A 17907-nucleotide genomic window follows, 5' to 3' on the forward strand; every position below is an offset into this window, starting at 1 on the left:
AGTAATATAGAATCAAGATACCCCACGGGGGTATGGTATAATCTTTATAATGAATATACACTATATTGCTTAGGACGTCCTTAAGGGATTTGAAGGAGTGAAAAAGATGAGGAATGAAAATCTAAAGATTCTAGGCATGACCTGTGCCGCATGCGCCAAGGCAGCAGAAAGGGCTGTAGGGAAGCTGGATGGTGTGGAAAAGGTTAGCGTGAATTATGCAACGGAAAAAATGAATGTAGATTTTGATGCTGAGAAGGTATCAATAGAACAAATTAAAGCGGCTGTTTCAAAAGCCGGATACGAAGCAGAGGAAGAAAAGGAGACCAAAGAAGTCTCTATGCCTGTGTCCGGGATGACCTGCGCTGCATGCGCCAAGGCTATTGAAAAGGCAGTCGGAAAACTACAAGGGGTTGAGAGCGTTGCCGTTAATTTTGCTACCGAAAAGGTAAGCGTTAAATATAATCCTAAAGATGTAAGACTGTCCGAGATCAAGCAAACCATCATAAAGGCGGGCTATACGCCTTTAGAGATAGAGAATAAAAATCGGGTGGATGAAGACAAGGAAAGAAAAGAAAAAGAGATTAAAACTCTTTGGATCAAATTTGTCATATCAGCCATATTTACTGTGCCCCTTGTATATATTGCCATGGGACCAATGGTGCCATGGTTAGGCTGGAAGCTGCCAGCATGGCTGGAGCCCATGCAGTTTCCACTACTATATGGGTTAGTAGAATTGGCATTAACAATTCCCGTAATCATAGCGGGCTACAGGTTCTATACAGTAGGATTTAAGGCGATTATCCGTCGAAGCCCCAATATGGATTCCTTGATTGCCATGGGTACTGCTGCAGCGGTCATTTACAGTATTTATTCTATTTATAGAATCTCGATTTATGATTTCATGTATGTGGATGATTTATATTTTGAAACTGCCGGTGTAATCATTACATTGATTTTGTTGGGGAAATATCTGGAAGCTGTATCGAAAGGCAGAACCTCTGAAGCAATTAAGAAACTAATGGGATTGGCTCCAAAAACAGCGATAGTAATTCAGGATGATAAAGAAATAGAAATACCGATAGAAGAAGTGGAAGTAGGGGATATTATACTCGTGAAGCCCGGTGAAAAAATCCCTGTGGATGGAGAGGTCATTGAAGGGCATACAACCATCGATGAATCTATGCTAACAGGGGAAAGTATTCCCGTAGACAAAAAAGTAGGAGATAAAGTAATCGGGGCAAGTATCAATAAGCATGGTTCTATTAAGTTCAGAGCTACAAAAGTAGGCAGCGATACGGCACTAGCTCAGATTATCAAGCTGGTTGAGGATGCACAGGGTTCTAAGGCACCGATTGCTCAGATGGCTGATATTGTATCCGGATACTTTGTACCGATTGTATTTGTGATTGCCACCCTTTCGGCAGCGATTTGGTATTTTACTGGTCAAGACGCGGTCTTCGCTCTTACAATTTTTATCGCAGTACTGGTGATTGCCTGCCCTTGCGCCCTTGGCTTAGCCACACCAACTGCCATCATGGTTGGAACGGGAAAAGGTGCTGAGTATGGAGTGCTCATTAAGGGTGGAGAGGCATTAGAAACAACCCATAAAGTACAGACCATCGTATTTGATAAAACCGGAACCATTACGGAAGGTAGACCTGAAGTTACGGATATTGTCCACACCGATGTGATTGACAGGAACAGGCTGCTTCAAATTGCTGCATCTGCCGAGAAAGGGTCTGAGCATCCGTTGGGTGAAGCCATTGTTCGAGGAGCAGAGAAGGAAAACTTGGAGATGTTGAAACTAGACCGATTCCTAGCCATTCCTGGTCATGGCATAGAGGTAGAAATAGAGGGACAGATAATACTCCTAGGAAATAGAAAGCTTATGGTAGAAAGAAATATTGAGCTGGCACAACTGGAGGAAGAATCCGATCGATTGGCTTCAGAAGGTAAAACACCCATGTACATGGCTATAGACAGCCAATTGGCTGGAATCATTGCAGTAGCAGATATTGTAAAGGAAAGCAGTGCTAAGGCTATTCGAAAGCTTCATGAAATGGGCATTGAAGTAGCCATGATAACCGGTGATAACAAGAAAACTGCACAGGCAATTGCAAAACAGGTTGGAATCGATAGAGTTTTAGCGGAAGTATTGCCCGGAGATAAAGCAAATGAAGTGAAAAAGCTGCAGGAAGAAGGAAAGAAAGTAGCCATGGTTGGAGATGGTATCAATGATGCGCCGGCACTGGCACAAGCGGATATAGGAATTGCTATCGGATCTGGTACAGACGTAGCTATGGAATCTGCAGACATCGTACTCATGAGAAGTGATTTAATGGATGTGCCTACTGCGATCCAGCTCAGCAAGAGTACCCTAAGAAATATCAAGCAAAATCTATTCTGGGCCTTTGCCTATAACGTAGCAGGAATTCCGCTGGCGGCAGGATTGCTATACGCATTCGGTGGACCAAAGTTGAACCCGGTATTTGCTGCGGCGGCCATGTCACTCAGTTCGGTATCCGTATTAACCAATGCCTTAAGACTCAAAAACTTTAAACCCTATAAATAAAAATATTGATTATGAGGAGGAAATAAAAATGAAAAAACTAGTATCTATTGAAGGTATGAGCTGCGGTCACTGTGTGAGACACGTAGAGGAAGCGTTAAAGGAATTGGAAGGAGTAGTAGAAGTAGTAGTAGATCTGAAGGGTAAGAATGCAGTAGTAGAATCGAATCATGAATTATCCGATGAGCAAATCAAAGGAGCTATTGAAGAAGCAGGATACGAGGTAGTAGGGATTAAAGGCATCTAATAAGAAATCTGTTTAGAACGGAGGATGTCCAATGGATGATCTTGATAAGGATATGGAAACAATGGCTTGTTGTGGAGGAGATGGCCATCACAGATTAGCCAATAGATCGGCTAAAACCAAGCAAGCTTTAGTTTCTCGATTGAATCGTATTGAAGGGCAGGTACGGGGGATCAAGGGAATGATTGAGAAGGATGTTTATTGTGATGATGTACTCATCCAAATAGCAGCAGTTCAATCAGCCATGAAATCCGTTAGCAAGCTTTTGCTGGAAAGTCACATGAAAAGCTGCTTGATCAGCAGAATTCAGGCTGGAGAGAATGAAGTTGTGGATGAGCTATTGTATACCATAGAAAAAATGATGAAATAAACCTATGTAAAGTCATATAAACTGGAGGAATTAGAATGAAAAGAAAAAAGAGATTATTATTAGCAGCAATTCTTGGTGCAACACTCCTGTTTACTGCATGCCAGTCAACAGATGTAGTTGGTAAAGTAGCTGTAACCTCCTTCGAAGAGATGTTAAATGCCGCATCGGATAATGTGTCCTTTGATGAGGAAAAAGGAACCTGGACATTAGAGTCACCTGCAGGGGATGAATTCAAGTGGAGTAAGGATTTTAGCGCTACGGAAGCTGACAGCATTATTGAATTTGATGCAGCACCCTATATTAGTGCAGGACTAGATGTAACCAAACTACCGGAAAACTATAGCTATGATCCGTCAACTGGTAGATTATCACTAAACTTTGCTTTAGGGGATGAAAAGTTTAGTTACAGTGGGGAAGCAAAACCGTTAGATTCCTTTAAAAAGATTGTGGAAGCAAAAAGAAGTCTTATCGGATACCATGAAGCTTTAGATCATTATGGGATTGCCCTAGGGGATGGCAATATGTTTGAATGGGCCAAGGATATGACAAAGAACGATAAGGATATCGTATTTGTATTAAATCCACAACCATTTATCGATGCTGGCGTGAATCCTGAACAGGTAGAAGGATGGGTATTTGCAAAGGTAGAGATGATGGAAAATGGGAAAAAGTTTGAAGTGGATAAGTTGCTGAAACCCTTTGACTTAAAATAGTGGCATATGCTACAGGTGTAGTATGAAAAGATACAGTAAGAATGGATTAAGACCTATTCTATAGGAAAAATTACACACCAGAGCTTTGTAAAAAGCCGTGTTCAGAATGAACTTCTATTCTGGCACGGTTTTTGCTTTTATGATGCTTTTATGATGCGAAAATGTGTATGAAATTGCAAATCAAATAGAAATAGGGGTGAGAATATGGAAAGAAAGATTACACTGTTTATTGACGGCATGACCTGTGGGAGCTGTGAAAAGAGAATAGAGACTGTGCTTGCAGGGGTTGAGGGAATTAATCATGTAATGGCTTCCTTTCAACGGGGGAAGGTGGAAATCTCTATTGAAAGCGACAGAATTTCTAAGAAGAGCATCGTAGAAATAATTGAAAGATTGGGATACGCAGTATTGGAAAAACCAAAGAATTCTATGAAGGGTATTATGCCTCTACTGATTCTTTTATTTGGAGGTTTTTATATCATACAAAATACAATCGGCTTCAACTTCATCCCGCAGGTATCAGAAGGCATGAGCTACAGCTTGATTTTTCTGGTAGGTCTTTTAACTTCTGTGCACTGTATTGCAATGTGCGGCGGAATTGCATTGTCTCAAAGCGTCAACACAAGGGAAGACAAGGGGAAATTTATGCCATCATTTCTATACAATGCTGGAAGAGTAGCATCCTATACGATTATTGGGGGAATTGTAGGGGGATTAGGTGCTGTAATTACTCCATCAGGACAGTTTAAAGGGACTATAGCAATTGGAGCTGGCATATTCATGATTTTACTGGGACTCAAAATGCTGAACATCCTTCAATTACCTAATCTTTTAGGATTTAGAATCCCAGGACTTAAACCCGGAAAAATCAGCACATCCAATCCTATGAGGCCCTTTATCGTTGGACTTTTTAATGGTTTTATGCCCTGTGGACCCCTGCAGACCATGCAGTTGTATGCACTGGGAACAGGAAGTATTACAAAGGGTGCACTGTCTATGTTCTTTTTCAGCCTAGGTACAGTACCATTGCTTTACTCTTTCGGCGCCATTACTTCCATGATCAGTGGTAGATTAAGCAGAAACATGATGAAAATTAGTGCAGCTTTGGTGATGGTGCTAGGCATCGTAATGCTCAACCGTGGACTGGCATTGTCCGGTGTTGCAATGGATTTTGGATTAGCAAAAAACCTTCAAAGTGAAACAAAACAGGTTGTAATGGAAGATGGCAAGCAGATAATAAATATGGCAGTCACCAGTAGGGGATATATACCGGATGCGCAATTTGTCCAGGTAGGTGTTCCCGTGAAAATTAAGCTGGATGTACAGAGCATTAATGGGTGTAACAATCCTATCGTCATTCCAGAATACGGAGTCCAAGCGGACTTGACCTCGGCAGATCCGGTGCTGGAATTTATGCCCACAAAGGAAGGGACAATCCGAATCAGCTGTTGGATGGGGATGATTACTACGAGAATTACAGCAGTGAAGAATCTCGATGCCATTGAAAACAGCAATTCAGGAAAGATTGATTCTCCTGATGAAAGTGGGAAGATATTGACAATTGTGGAGAATAAGGCTGCTGCGGCTAAAATCGAAGGGAATGCACAGATCGTTGAAATGAACGTAGACAGTTCATCCTATAGTCCGAATATCCTTGTAGTACAAAAAGGAATTCCAACCCGCTGGGTGATTAATGTGGAGGAGATCGACTGGTTCAACAGCATTGTAACCATACCCGATGCCGGATTTACACAACCATTAAGAAAAGGAGAAAATGAAATCAAATTTACTCCCCAAAATTCTGGTGAACTCATCTTTACATCTGGTGTAGAGGAATTTGTAGGTAAAATTGTGATTGTCAATGATTTAAATGCCGCAGATTTGAAGAAATTAGAAGATACAATCATTGAGATACCTGATGGTGCAGGTGCCAGCTGCCATTAGAAACCTAATTAAGTTTATCCATATGTAGGATATCCTTTGGGATGTGTAGGATATGCCGCAATAGAATGAGAATAGGGCATTGAAGGGCCAGATAAATTGAGAAAAGTTTTTTGGCATAACTGTTGCATTGTAATGGTATCGAAAGGGGGAGACCGGTTGAAACCGATATCCAGCATTGGACACTTTACGATTTATCTCTTTGGGATCACCATTATGCTGGGCATGGCAGCAGGTTTGTGGGTGATGATACGGGAAGCGAAAAGAAAGGGCTTAGAACAGCAGAGCATGCTGGATCTGGCGGTATATACCATATTTGCCGCTATAGCAGGAGCAAGATTATATTATATTGCCCTGTTTAATATAGAGCATTATCTAAGCAATCCTGTGGAAATACTGATGATTCAACAAGGCGGTTTATCTATACAAGGAGCTCTAATCACGGGAGCATTGTTTGGCTGCTGGTATACCAAGAAAAAGAAAATTCCATTCTGGAAGGCGGCCGATACCTTTGCCCGGGGATTATACTAGGACAGGCAGTCGGAAGAATTGGCTGGGAAGATTATAAAAACAAAGCATGAAAATCTACAAATGAATGAGTCAAATGACACAGTAATTGTAGGAAATAGTGAATATATGCTTATGACAGCAATTGCCGGCATAGGTTTATGGTTTTACTACTTTATTCATGGAACACTATAATAAGGGGGAATAAATAATGGAAAAGATTCATGAAAAAAAGCAAAGCTGTCACGAAAGCGTTAAAGGTGGACACAAGATGGGACTGAAGCATGGCTTAATGATGATTCTTTGCTGCATGCTGCCAATCCTAGTAATTGCAGCAGTACCTTTTTTAGGTCTAGGAGGAGGGCGATTGGCTTCCTATGCGTTCTTACTTTGTCCGTTAATGCATATAGGCATGATGTTTATGATGAGAAAATCAGGCCATGGCTCCTGTCATGGGGGAAACCGGGAAGAATATAAGGCAGATCAGGAATAGTAGATTCGCATAAGCACCTTAAGAGCACCCTTTTGCAGGGTGCTTTTATTATGGCAGAAATTTTTCATTGTTCTATATGCTGCTACAGTGGACTGAAATTCAATAGCAGAATCTTGATGATAAAACAAATTGTCCAGGATTCTGTTCCTATTAAAGTTTTTACAAAAGGCATGACTTTTGCATGTAAATAAAGTAAACAATAGAATAAAAATCAGCTATCATATAATGAAATATCTTTTGCGATTCTATGAATAGAAAGCATGAAAGATGAGGTGAAAAAACATGATACTCATTGGCATGATTTTGCTGACGGGGACTATGTACTACATCTATGAAAAGCACTTTAATTGTAATATAGATATGGGAAGCAATATATGTCATAGCTGTGGACATGAGATCAAAGAAGATTTACGTTGTTGTCTCCAATGCAAAGAACCCTTAAGGAAGAAATGTCATGATTGTGGAAAACTATAAATATTCAATGGAGACATTGTCCATATTGCGATAAAATAGAGCTATAACAATTAAGAAGGTGAGTATATGACCTCAGGGAATAAATATAAATGGTTTATCATTATCAGCATATGTATTATTACTTTGCTGCATTACTTTACTTTACCATCCATATGGGCATTTCACGATTTTTATCGTCGATTATACTATATCCCCATCATACTTGCTGCCTTTAAATTTAAGCTAAAGGGAGCTTTTCTCTCTTCCATGACGGTGATTTTGGTCTATGCACCCCATTTGCTGATCTACTTTGGCAGGTTGAACATCAATGTAATCAATCAATTATTAGAAGCATTGATGTTCATAATCATTGGAGGCATTACCGGTGCTTTAGTAGAATCAGAATCAAGAGTAAGAAAGCTGTTGGAGCTGCAAATAACCAAATTGACAGATCTGGAAAACTATACGGAGAATATATTAAACAGTATTCTGGAAGGTGTAGTTGCTATTGATCAGGAATTGAAGATTCAATCTATCAACAGAGAGGGGAAGCATATATTATGCTTCCCGGAAAATTCAGGTAATCAATATATATATGAGTACTTTGAAGAAGCGGGGAAGGTAAAGGGGATATTGTCTGATGCAATGGCCCGTGAGGGTCATATTCACCGGTATGAAACCTATAACTATAGGGGTCCAGACCATAAAATAAGTTTACGGATTCACGGGTATCCCCTTAAGAATCGTCAAAATAAACTGGAGGGCATGGTACTGGTTATTGAGGATATTACACAGATTGAAAAGCTTGAGCAGCATATAAGGCGCACAGATAAATTGTCAGCGGTTGGGGAATTAGCATCGGGAATTGCCCATGAGGTCCGCAATCCCCTCGGGATTATTAAAACCATATCTCAGACTATTTCCAGGGAAATAGAAGATGAAGAAACGAAAGAGGGACTGCAAATCATAGAATCAGAAATTGATCGGGCCAATAAGGTGATTCAAGGATTATTAGATTTTGCAAAACCAAGTGTTTTCCACAGCAAATACCAAAGCATTGCATTGATTGTAGATGATGTAGTTAGAATCGTCAATAAATATGCGGAGCAGCACAAGGTAAGCATTTATAGCCAGTATGCTAAAGATGAGATTATCTTTGCGGATGCCGATAAATTAAAGCAGGCCTTCGTGAATATTATCATCAACGGCATACAAGCAATGCCTCAAGGCGGATCATTTGTAATATGCCTAGATACAAATGATCATTGGGTTAAGATTGCCTTTACGGATAAAGGTATTGGAATTGATACAGCAAAGCTAGAGAAGGTATTTGAACCATTTTTTACCACAAAAGAAAAGGGAACCGGTTTAGGATTGGCTATAACCCACCGCATTATTGAAGAGCATAAAGGTTATATAGAGATAGAGAGCACAAAAAATGTGGGAACGACGATTCATGTGTACTTACCCAAGAATCATATACAAGGAGATGGAAAAAATGAAGAAGATTTTAATCGCAGATGATGAGAAAAATATGATCTGGGCGATGAAGAAGGCACTGAAGGATGAACGGTACCGACTGATTACTGCTTCTGATGGAGAGGAAGCGGTAAAGCTGACAATGGAAGAGGAACCGGACCTCATACTATTGGACCTGCGCATGCCAAAGCTGGATGGTATGGAAGCACTAAAGAAAATAAGAAGAATGAATGATAAAATACCAGTAATTATGCTAACAGCCCATGGTACCATGGAAAGTGCTGTTGAGGCAATGAAGCTGGGTGCATTGGACTATCTGTCAAAGCCCTTTGATATAGACGAACTAAAAATTATTATCGAAAGAGCTCTGGACATTGGAAATATGCAGCAGCAGATTGCTTTTTTGACAGAAGAGCTGGAACGCAGTACGGGAAAGAGTATTATTGGCAGCAGTGAGAAAATGAATGAGGTGTTGGAGATTGTAAATCGGGTAGCTAACAGCAACGCAACAGTACTCATTACCGGTGAAAGCGGAACAGGAAAAGAACTTATTGCCAATGCTATCCATTATAATGGCAGCCGAAGGGACAAACCCTATATAAAAGTAAACTGCGGGGCATTACCGGAAGGGCTATTGGAGAGTGAACTCTTTGGACATGAGAAAGGCGCTTTTACCGGTGCCGTTGCTAGAAAACCGGGAAGATTTGAAAGAGCAGAGGGGGGAACTATTTTTCTGGATGAAGTAGGGGAGCTTACACCAGCAGTTCAGGTAAAGCTTCTCCGGGTACTGCAGGAGAAAGAGTTTGAGCGGGTTGGAGGTATCGAAACCATAAAAGCAAATGTACGAGTAATTGCCGCCACTAATCGGGATTTAAGAGAAATGGTCAATCAGGGAACCTTTCGGGAGGACCTGTTTTATCGTTTGAATGTAATTCCTATCGAACTGCCTCCTTTAAGGCATAGAAAAGCAGATATTCCATCATTAATCGATCATTTCGTGGAAAAGTTCTGTAAGGAGATGGGAAGGAACAAGATCAGCTTTGATAAAGAGGCCATAGATATTTTGATAAACTATCCGTGGAAAGGTAATATTAGGGAACTGGAGAATGTTATAGAGAGAATTGTTATTCTAAACCAAGGGGAGCAGGTTTCAAAAATGGCGCTACCTAAGGAAGTGATCTCTCAGAACAGTGACGGCAAGGTTTTTGAGCTGCCTGAGCAAGGCATTGATTTAGACCAGCTTGAGAAAAGTTTTATTGAACAAGCTCTTCGGCGAACAGACAATAATCAGACCCAGGCAGCGAAGCTGCTGGGGATTACAAGACACACCCTGATCTACAGAATGGAGAAGCATGGAATGAAATAAAATTTCGGAGCAACTTGATGCGAAACCCCTCAGTTGAGGGGTTATTTTTATATAATAGGAAAGTTCTGCTTTCCTATTATATAAAAAAGGGGTTGTAGGGGATGTAATCCCCTGCCCGCATTCAGGAAGGTGCTCAGGCTGCAGAGCAGCCGTCGAAGGAAACCTAGGGTTTCCTAGCGAAAGCATCGAAGATACTTTTTTATGGATCAAAGAATCGGAGTAATCAACTGTTGCAAATCCCACAGTGAATGTGGCAAATGACCAATGGAATCTATACTATTTAAGTATGAATAGTTTGAAAAAGAATGAAAAGCTTCATTTAAGTTACGTTGAACCATTGAGAATAAAGACTTTCTTTAAGAAGCAAGGAGTACAATAAGAAAAAATACGACTTGGCATAGGACTTGCTAATACATATAGACGAAGTATTTAGCGCTCTGAAAGGAGGACATATATTACTGATAATATGGACTAGGAAATATTACATTCAATGGAACGGCACAGGGGCCGTTCCCTACGCAAGTCAAAAATATGAAGGTAGGGAACGACCCCTGTGTCGTTCCGAAAAACGGGCAGACATAGGACCTGACCTATAAAAAACAATTAATAAAGGCAGCGAAGATGCATACAGAAGAATAGCGATTTCTTTGATGCATGAGCGTTGTTACGTGTTGAAGCAGCAGACTATGCAGAGAAAGCATAAACTAGGAGGATGTTAAATGTTTAAAAAGTTAATTCCCATGTATATCATTTATGTTATTTATTTTCTAGGAATTGGTATGGTTTCAAGCGGTATCGTATTGATGCCATTTAATTACGTGAGATATTCCATTATTTTAGCTGCTGGCTTGCTTTTATTTAGTTCCGGCTCATACATCAATGAGTTTGTCATAGATAAGAAAGAAGCATCCATTGGTAAAGTACTTCGACTAATCGTTGTATCACTTACATTAGCAATCGGTATAGGAATGATCAGCGGGGGCATTTCCCACTTTAAAGAGAGTCCTGTTTATGTTTCCTATCTTATTCCTCTAGGAATCGTGATTTCTTTTATTAGTTATACGATCAAGAATGGTTATGTACTCAATAAAAGAGAAAAAATGATATTTCTTACTGGAATTCTGTCTATTGGATTGATAGCGCATGTAGGATTATCTACCATGGCAAATGCTTATTTAACCAATGCTGACGTGCCCCAAGGCGGGGATGTATTTATGAAAAAGCATTAAAAGAAAGTGCTCAAAAGAACAGATTTACTAGATCCTGATTTGTTTTAAGAGAGATGACCCCAATGGTACAAAACTTTAATTATTTTTTAAGAATATTTATAGTTGACGTGGATGCATTTCACTGATACAATAAAACCAATAAATCCGATTTGAATATAAGTAATTAAAATCATGAAACCAATTTAAACCAGGAGGATGAAGCAATGAAAAAAAACCGTAAGTCTTTGATCTTGATTGCACTTCTTTTAGTCACGGCTATGGTACTGGCTGCATGTTCTCAGCCAACCAGTTCAACGAATAACGAAAAAGATGGGGTGAAAGAGAGTATCACCATCGCAGTGACTGGGCCATTATCGGGAGATTATGCACAGTATGGGGAAGCTTTTAGAAAAGGAACAGCCTTAAAAGTTAAAGAAATCAATGCAAATGGCGGAATAGACGGAAAAGAAGTAAAAATCCTTCTGATGGACGATAAAAACGATCCGAAGGAAGCCGCAAATGTTGCCCAGCGTCTTGTAGAAGACAAGCGTGTTGTTGGTGTTGTAGGCCACTTCTCAAGTACAGCCAGCTTAGCCACTGCACCGATCTATCAAAAAGCCGGACTAGTTGAGTTTTCGCCTACCGCTTCACACCCTGATTTTACGAAACAGGGAACTTACATGTTTAGAAATATTAATACACAAGCCATTGAAGGACCCATTGTAGCTGATATGGTTGTAAATAAAATGCAAGGCAAAAAAATAGCAGTGATCTATATTAACAACGACTGGGGCATTACAGCAAAGGATAATTTTACGAATGCTGCAAAGGAATTAGGCGCTGAGATCGTAGCAGAGGAAACCTTTATTGGAGGACAGACGAAGGACTTTACGCCAACGCTGACAAAGATAAACGAAAAGAAACCGGATGTATTATTCTTAGCAGCCTTTTATTCTGAAACAGGTATGATTGCCCAGCAGATGAAGCAGTTAGGGTACAATATCCCCATGGCGGGCTTAAGCTCTCTATTCAATGAAGAGCTGATCAAATTAGCGGGTGATGCGGTAGAAGGCTTATATTTATCTACAAACTTCTTCCCTGGAGATACAAATCCACTGGTTCAAGATTTTATCACAAACTTTAAGGTAGAATACAACAGTGAGCCGGATCAGTTTGCAGCAGTAGCCTACGATACAATGGGCATGATGATTGAGGCGATTCAAACAGCAGGAACAGATAGAGCTGCTATCCGTGATGCATTGGCGCAAATGAAAGACTACCCTGGCGTAACAGGTAATACTACCTTCAACGAAAACAGAGATGTTGTGAAAAGCCTGAAGGTGCTTCAAATAAGAGATGGAAAATTTACGGTTGTTGAATAGATAAAGTAGCGGTTTATCCTCTGTAAAGGGGATAAACCGAATTTAATTAGGAGTGAGAAAATGTTATTACAACAAATGATCAATGGGTTTACCTTAGGAAGTGCATATGCTCTAACAGCCATTGGTTATACGATGGTGTTTGGTATTTTAGAACTGGTGAACTTTTCTCACGGTGCGGTATATATGTTTGGTGCCTTTATTTGTTTGATATTGATAACTACCTTTAAAATCAATTTCTTGATGGCTTTTCTCTTAAGTTTAGTGATTACTGGAATTTTAGGGATGCTTGTAGACAAGATTTGCTTGTACCCTTTAAGAATGAAAAATGCACCGAAGGTTACCAGTCTAATTAGTACGATTGGGGTTTCTATATTTCTTCAAAATTTAGTGATGCTGTTATGGGGATCTGAGACCAAAAATTTCCCAATGGTTTTTAATCTTGGCACACTGAATATTAAGGGATTTAAGCTCTCCTATTTTCAGCTGGTAATTATGGGCACTTGTATTGTGTTGATGATTGGGCTTACTCTGATCATTCAAAGGACCAAGCTTGGAAAAGCTATGAGAGCCACTGCACAAAATATGGAGGCTGCTAAGCTTATGGGAATCCATGTAGATCAGGTAATCTCCTTTACTTTTTTTCTAGGGGCTGCACTGGCGGCAGTAGCAGGAATCATGATTGGTATGTATTATCAAACAGTAGATCCTATGATGGGCTTTATGACAGGCTTAAAAGCATTTGCAGCGGCGGTATTAGGCGGCATTGGTGTACTGCCAGGTGCTGTAATTGGTGGTTTGTTGATCGGGGTGCTAGAGACTCTGGCAGCCGGATATATCCATGCGGGTTATCGTGATGCCATTGCTTTTGCAATATTAATAGGCGTGCTTTTGGTAAGACCTGTTGGACTCTTAGGCAAACCCGTACAGAAGAAAGTGTAGGTGATGATCCGTGATCCCATATCTCAAGAAGAAAAATATAGGATGGAGCCCTTTGATAACTATACTAGGTTTGGCTCTACTGGTACTTCCATTGGCAGGATTGAGCAGCTTTGCTTTAAGAATGTTCATCATGGTGGGTATCTATATCATCCTGGGTCTTAGTTTAAATCTGATCACAGGATTTACCGGACAGCTGTCTCTAGGGCATGCAGCCTTTTATGCTATTGGGGCATATACATCAGCTATTCTAAGTACCCGTTATGGTTTAGGCTTTGGTATTACTGCACCTTTAAGTGGTCTTGCAGCGGCATTTTTTGGACTGCTATTAGGTATCCCAACCCTAAAGCTCCAGGGAGCTTATCTTGCCATTGTAACCTTAGGCTTTGGAGAGATTGTCAGGATCACAGCACTGAACTGGATGAACTTAACAAGGGGGCCCATGGGGATTCCTGGTATTCCATCCGTTAGCTTATTTGGATATGAACTCCAGAGCAATATCGGGTATTATTATGTGATTTATGGATTGGCAGCAGTCACCCTATTAGTGGTTTTCAGAATTGTGAATTCAAGAATTGGAAGAGCCTTGATGGCCATTCGAGAGGATGAACTGGCCGCGCAATACATGGGCGTCTATACGACTAATTACAAAGTTTTAGCTTTTACTATAGGAGCCTTTTTCGCGGGAATCGCAGGAAGTTTTTATGCCCACTATGTAAGCTATATTGACCCGCAGAGCTTCACCTTTGACGAATCGATACAGATACTCAGCATCGTTATTCTCGGAGGGATGGGTAGTATCCCTGGAACCATCCTAGGAGCTTCCATACTTGTAACAGCTCCGGAAATGCTAAGATCCTTGCAGGATTATCGTATGGTAATCTATGGGCTGATTCTGATTTTAATGATGCTGATAAGACCCCAGGGCTTATTAGGTGGAGTACGCTTTGGAAAAGGGGGGAAGGCAAAGAATGATGCTTCTGGAAGCAAAGAATATAACCAAGCAATTTGGAGGGCTAAGAGCAGTTGATCAAGTAGACCTTTCGGTAATGAAGGGTGAAATCGTCAGCTTGATCGGCCCAAATGGTGCCGGAAAGACAACCTTTTTTAACCTATTGACAGGTCTATACAGCCCTACCTTTGGAAGTATAACCTTTGACGGAAAGCAAATTGAAGGACAATCTCCAGAAAGGGTAACCTCTCTTGGCATGGCAAGAACCTTTCAAAACATAAGGCTTTTTTCCAACATGAGCGTATTAGAAAATGTTATGCTGGGCATGCATGTGAAAACAAAGAACGGTATACTCAATAGTATTTTTCGTACCAAGACCTTTCACGATGAAGAAAGAAAAAGCAAGGACAAAGCAATAGAACTGCTGGCTACAGTAGGACTTGAAGATAAATGTGAGGAATATGCAAAAAACCTTTCCTACGGAGAACAAAGAAAGCTTGAAATTGTTAGAGCACTGGCGTCACAGCCAAAGCTCTTGCTGTTGGACGAACCAGCGGCAGGAATGAATCCACAGGAGACCTTAGACTTAAACCAATATATCAGCCAAATCCGACAACAGGGCATAACCATACTATTAATAGAGCATGATATGAAGCTGGTGATGAATATCTCTGACAGAATCTATGTGCTGGATCACGGAGCAAAGATAGCAGAAGGAATACCCTCCCAGATTCGAAACAATAGAAGTGTAATAGAGGCCTACTTGGGAAAGGGGGCATAGGATGATGCTGGTGTTATCAAATGTGCATGCCTTCTATGGCAACATACAGGCATTAAAAGGTATTTCTCTTGAAATAAAAGAGAAAGAAATTGTAACCCTTATTGGTAGTAATGGTGCAGGAAAAACCACCACTTTGAAGACAATCGCAGGACTGCTCAGACCCAAAACCGGCAGCATTCAGTTTAATGGTGAGGAGATTGGTAACAAATCTGCACCAGAAATTGTAAAGCTGGGAATATCCTTATCGCCGGAGGGACGTCAGGTTTTTCCTAGAATGACTGTTTTAGAAAATCTAGAGATGGGCGCTTTTTCTAGAAAAGACAAAGCAGAGATGAATGGATCCTTTGAGAGAATCTATGCATTGTTTCCAAGGCTTTATGAAAGAAAGCATCAGGCTGCGGGAACCTTAAGCGGTGGAGAGCAGCAGATGCTGGCCATTGGAAGAGCTTTAATGAGCAAGCCCAAGCTGCTGATGTTGGATGAGCCCTCTTTGGGATTGGCTCCGTTACTGGTAGAAACAATTTTTCAATTAATAAGGGAAATCAATGAACAGGGAACAACCATTCTATTAATTGAGCAAAACGCAAGAATGGCTTTAATGATTGCTCACCGGTGTTATGTACTGGAAACAGGTAAAATTGTTTTAGCCGATGATGCAAAGCACCTGTTAGAAAGTGATGCGGTGAAAAAAGCTTATTTGGGAGAGTAAACTGAACTTTAAAGGAGGACAATAAAAATGTGCAACAAAATTTATACACAGCAGGATTTAACAGATGCTTTCAGGGCAGCGATTGAGGACAGAGCCAGATGGTTTTATTTGCTGCTAAAATACGCTAAGGAAGAAAATGCCGATGTGGATAAAATTGCAGAGAAGGCCATCAAAGAATTTGGAAATATGAAGGGTATTGCTATTGGAGAGGCTAAAACAGCCTTGGATTTTGCTAATGCCATCCTTTCCGGACATCCAAGAGAAGCATTTGCTATGGAACCTGTGAAGCTGGACAAGAATGAGAGTGTAATTAAATTTAGATACTGTGCACTGGTAGAGGCCTGGAAGAAGCTGGGCTGTGGCCCGGACGAAGTAGCGAAGCTGTGTGAACTGGCAAGCTTTGGAGACTATGGAATGATAGAATGCTTCCCCCATTTGGGTCTTGAGTTTAAGCAGCTGCTAAGCAAGGGCGATGATTGCTGTGAAATGGTTATTACGAAAAAATAGTCTCTTTTTAGAGACTATTTTTTTGCTAAGGTCTTGTGAACCTCTTTTAGATGTTCTATGATATCGATGTTTTGCGGGCAGACCTCCATACACTGGCCACAGGCCCCACAGGCAGAAGCTCTTTCATCTTCCTTTAACCAGTTGTTATAGGTATGTATGGATGGATCCAGCAGATTATACATAAAAACATCATTATAAAGGGTAAAATTCCGGGGAATGTTAACACCAGCCGGGCAAGGCATGCAGTACTCACATCCGGTACAGTTTATTTTGATCATCTGCTGGTATTTTTCTTTAACAGCACCGATAATTTCCAATTCTTCAGCAGTTAGGGTATTAGGATAGGCATCTTCAACGACTTTCAGATTTTCTTCAACCTGTTCCATTGTACTCATACCGCTTAATACAACATTCACCTCCGGATGGTTACAGACCCAGCGCAGGGCCCATTCAGCAGGACTCCTTTTTACTTCCGATCGGGACCATAATTCCATTACTTCCGGGGGCGGATTTAGGGTAAGGCGGCCACCCTTTAGAGGTTCCATGATCATTACGGGTATATTTTTGGCATTGGCATAATACAAGCCCTCCAGTCCCGCCTGATAAGCTGTATCCGTATAATTCAATTGAATCTGACAGAAATCCCAGTCATAAGCATCGATAATTTCTTTAAACAGCTCTGCTTCATCATGAAAGGAGAAGCCTGCATAACGAATACGACCGTCCTTTTTTGCTGCGTCTAAAAAGTCTAATACCCCTAGGCTTTTGATCTTTTCCCAAACCTCTTTATGCAGTGAGTGAAGCAAATAACAGTCGATCCAGTCAGTATCTAACCTTTTCAGCTGTTCATTTAAGTATTTGTCAAAATCCTGGTAGTTGTTGGTAAGCCATACGGGAAGCTTTGTAGCAAGGTAGACTTTTTCACGGTAGCCATCCTTTAAAGCTCTTCCAACAAAAGGCTCGCTGCTTCCTTTGTGATAGGGATAGGCTGTATCCACATAATTGATACCCTGATCAATACCTCTTCGAAGCATGGCTGTGGCTTCGGCTTCGTTGATTTTGCTGTCATCTCCATCTAGGACAGGTAACCGCATACAGCCAAAGCCCAGTAATGAAATTTCAAAATTTTCTTTGCCAAATTTTCTATACTGCATGATTTATCCCCTCCAGCTCTATAATAAATAATATCCTTTTGAGACCCTAAAGATATACATCTATTTCCAGTATAGCATATCCTAATCCTTTGGATGATAGACTTTTTCAAAAGTAAAAGGGAATATGCTATGGGAAAAAGCAT

At 40.6% G+C, this 17907-nt stretch carries 17 protein-coding genes; 16 read left to right on the forward strand and 1 reads right to left on the reverse strand.

Annotated features, from left to right (window positions below; translation table 11 throughout):
• Window positions 1-106: 106 nt before the first annotated feature.
• From BUB56_RS06285 to BUB56_RS06360, 16 genes are all read left to right on the forward strand, one after another.
• Window positions 107-2572, forward strand: a complete 2466-nt coding sequence (locus tag BUB56_RS06285) for a heavy metal translocating P-type ATPase (protein WP_110940520.1) — start codon at window positions 107-109, stop codon at window positions 2570-2572.
• A 28-nt stretch (window positions 2573-2600) separates the two neighbouring features.
• On the forward strand, window positions 2601-2816 hold the full coding sequence (locus BUB56_RS06290) for a heavy-metal-associated domain-containing protein (protein ID WP_110940521.1): 216 nt from the start codon (window positions 2601-2603) through the stop codon (window positions 2814-2816).
• 31 nt (window positions 2817-2847) lie between these two features.
• Entirely contained in the window at window positions 2848-3183 is a 336-nt protein-coding gene (locus BUB56_RS06295; protein ID WP_110940522.1) for a metal-sensitive transcriptional regulator, read from the forward strand.
• 35 nt (window positions 3184-3218) lie between these two features.
• Complete coding sequence (locus BUB56_RS06300; protein WP_110940523.1) at window positions 3219-3896, forward strand: hypothetical protein; 678 nt, start codon at window positions 3219-3221, stop codon at window positions 3894-3896.
• A gap of 204 nt (window positions 3897-4100) precedes the next feature.
• On the forward strand, window positions 4101-5840 hold the full coding sequence (locus BUB56_RS06305; protein WP_110940524.1) for an urease accessory protein UreH domain-containing protein: 1740 nt from the start codon (window positions 4101-4103) through the stop codon (window positions 5838-5840).
• 156 nt (window positions 5841-5996) lie between these two features.
• A complete protein-coding gene (locus BUB56_RS06310; protein WP_190014256.1) occupies window positions 5997-6368 on the forward strand; it encodes a prolipoprotein diacylglyceryl transferase in 372 nt (123 codons plus the stop codon).
• 187 nt (window positions 6369-6555) lie between these two features.
• Window positions 6556-6837 (forward strand): hypothetical protein, encoded by a 282-nt coding sequence (locus BUB56_RS06315; protein ID WP_242946233.1) that lies wholly within the window; start codon window positions 6556-6558, stop codon window positions 6835-6837.
• A 540-nt stretch (window positions 6838-7377) separates the two neighbouring features.
• The gene (locus BUB56_RS06320) at window positions 7378-8814 is read left to right on the forward strand and encodes a two-component system sensor histidine kinase NtrB (protein ID WP_110940526.1); all 1437 of its coding nucleotides are present in this window, start codon (window positions 7378-7380) and stop codon (window positions 8812-8814) included.
• On the forward strand, window positions 8789-10135 hold the full coding sequence (locus BUB56_RS06325) for a sigma-54-dependent transcriptional regulator (protein WP_110940527.1): 1347 nt from the start codon (window positions 8789-8791) through the stop codon (window positions 10133-10135). Before BUB56_RS06320 ends, BUB56_RS06325 begins: the two co-directional genes overlap by 26 nt.
• Window positions 10136-10854: 719 nt before the next feature.
• On the forward strand, window positions 10855-11364 hold the full coding sequence (locus BUB56_RS06330) for a hypothetical protein (protein ID WP_110940528.1): 510 nt from the start codon (window positions 10855-10857) through the stop codon (window positions 11362-11364).
• 203 nt (window positions 11365-11567) lie between these two features.
• Entirely contained in the window at window positions 11568-12725 is a 1158-nt protein-coding gene (locus BUB56_RS06335; protein WP_110940529.1) for an ABC transporter substrate-binding protein, read from the forward strand.
• 60 nt (window positions 12726-12785) lie between these two features.
• Window positions 12786-13664 (forward strand): branched-chain amino acid ABC transporter permease, encoded by an 879-nt coding sequence (locus tag BUB56_RS06340; RefSeq protein WP_110940530.1) that lies wholly within the window; start codon window positions 12786-12788, stop codon window positions 13662-13664.
• Between the two features lie 52 nt (window positions 13665-13716).
• Window positions 13717-14691, forward strand: coding sequence for a branched-chain amino acid ABC transporter permease (locus BUB56_RS06345; RefSeq protein ID WP_242946234.1), 975 nt, complete (start codon window positions 13717-13719; stop codon window positions 14689-14691).
• A complete protein-coding gene (locus BUB56_RS06350; protein WP_110940531.1) occupies window positions 14633-15394 on the forward strand; it encodes an ABC transporter ATP-binding protein in 762 nt (253 codons plus the stop codon). The genes BUB56_RS06345 and BUB56_RS06350 overlap by 59 nt, the downstream gene beginning before the upstream one ends.
• Window position 15395: 1 nt before the next feature.
• Window positions 15396-16103 (forward strand): ABC transporter ATP-binding protein, encoded by a 708-nt coding sequence (locus BUB56_RS06355; RefSeq protein ID WP_456297984.1) that lies wholly within the window; start codon window positions 15396-15398, stop codon window positions 16101-16103.
• Window positions 16104-16130: 27 nt separating this feature from the next.
• Entirely contained in the window at window positions 16131-16610 is a 480-nt protein-coding gene (locus BUB56_RS06360) for an L-2-amino-thiazoline-4-carboxylic acid hydrolase (RefSeq protein WP_110940532.1), read from the forward strand.
• Window positions 16611-16624: 14 nt separating this feature from the next.
• Here BUB56_RS06360 and BUB56_RS06365 read toward each other — a convergent pair whose 3' ends face one another.
• Entirely contained in the window at window positions 16625-17764 is a 1140-nt protein-coding gene (locus BUB56_RS06365; protein ID WP_110940533.1) for an aldo/keto reductase, read from the reverse strand.
• Window positions 17765-17907: the final 143 nt, after the last annotated feature.

Origin of the sequence: Geosporobacter subterraneus DSM 17957 (genome assembly GCF_900142145.1) — a bacterium.
GTDB lineage: Bacteria > Bacillota > Clostridia > Peptostreptococcales > Thermotaleaceae > Geosporobacter > Geosporobacter subterraneus.

Coding starts and splice junctions, on each gene's coding strand:
- BUB56_RS06285 (WP_110940520.1), top strand. CDS start 107: ATGAGGAATGAAAATCTAAAGATTCTAGGCATGACCTGTGCCGCATGC.
- BUB56_RS06290 (WP_110940521.1), top strand. CDS start 2,601: ATGAAAAAACTAGTATCTATTGAAGGTATGAGCTGCGGTCACTGTGTG.
- BUB56_RS06295 (WP_110940522.1), top strand. CDS start 2,848: ATGGATGATCTTGATAAGGATATGGAAACAATGGCTTGTTGTGGAGGA.
- BUB56_RS06300 (WP_110940523.1), top strand. CDS start 3,219: ATGAAAAGAAAAAAGAGATTATTATTAGCAGCAATTCTTGGTGCAACA.
- BUB56_RS06305 (WP_110940524.1), top strand. CDS start 4,101: ATGGAAAGAAAGATTACACTGTTTATTGACGGCATGACCTGTGGGAGC.
- BUB56_RS06315 (WP_242946233.1), top strand. CDS start 6,556: ATGGAAAAGATTCATGAAAAAAAGCAAAGCTGTCACGAAAGCGTTAAA.
- BUB56_RS06320 (WP_110940526.1), top strand. CDS start 7,378: ATGACCTCAGGGAATAAATATAAATGGTTTATCATTATCAGCATATGT.
- BUB56_RS06325 (WP_110940527.1), top strand. CDS start 8,789: ATGAAGAAGATTTTAATCGCAGATGATGAGAAAAATATGATCTGGGCG.
- BUB56_RS06330 (WP_110940528.1), top strand. CDS start 10,855: ATGTTTAAAAAGTTAATTCCCATGTATATCATTTATGTTATTTATTTT.
- BUB56_RS06335 (WP_110940529.1), top strand. CDS start 11,568: ATGAAAAAAAACCGTAAGTCTTTGATCTTGATTGCACTTCTTTTAGTC.
- BUB56_RS06340 (WP_110940530.1), top strand. CDS start 12,786: ATGTTATTACAACAAATGATCAATGGGTTTACCTTAGGAAGTGCATAT.
- BUB56_RS06350 (WP_110940531.1), top strand. CDS start 14,633: ATGATGCTTCTGGAAGCAAAGAATATAACCAAGCAATTTGGAGGGCTA.
- BUB56_RS06355 (WP_456297984.1), top strand. CDS start 15,396: ATGATGCTGGTGTTATCAAATGTGCATGCCTTCTATGGCAACATACAG.
- BUB56_RS06360 (WP_110940532.1), top strand. CDS start 16,131: ATGTGCAACAAAATTTATACACAGCAGGATTTAACAGATGCTTTCAGG.
- BUB56_RS06365 (WP_110940533.1), bottom strand. CDS start 17,764: ATGCAGTATAGAAAATTTGGCAAAGAAAATTTTGAAATTTCATTACTG.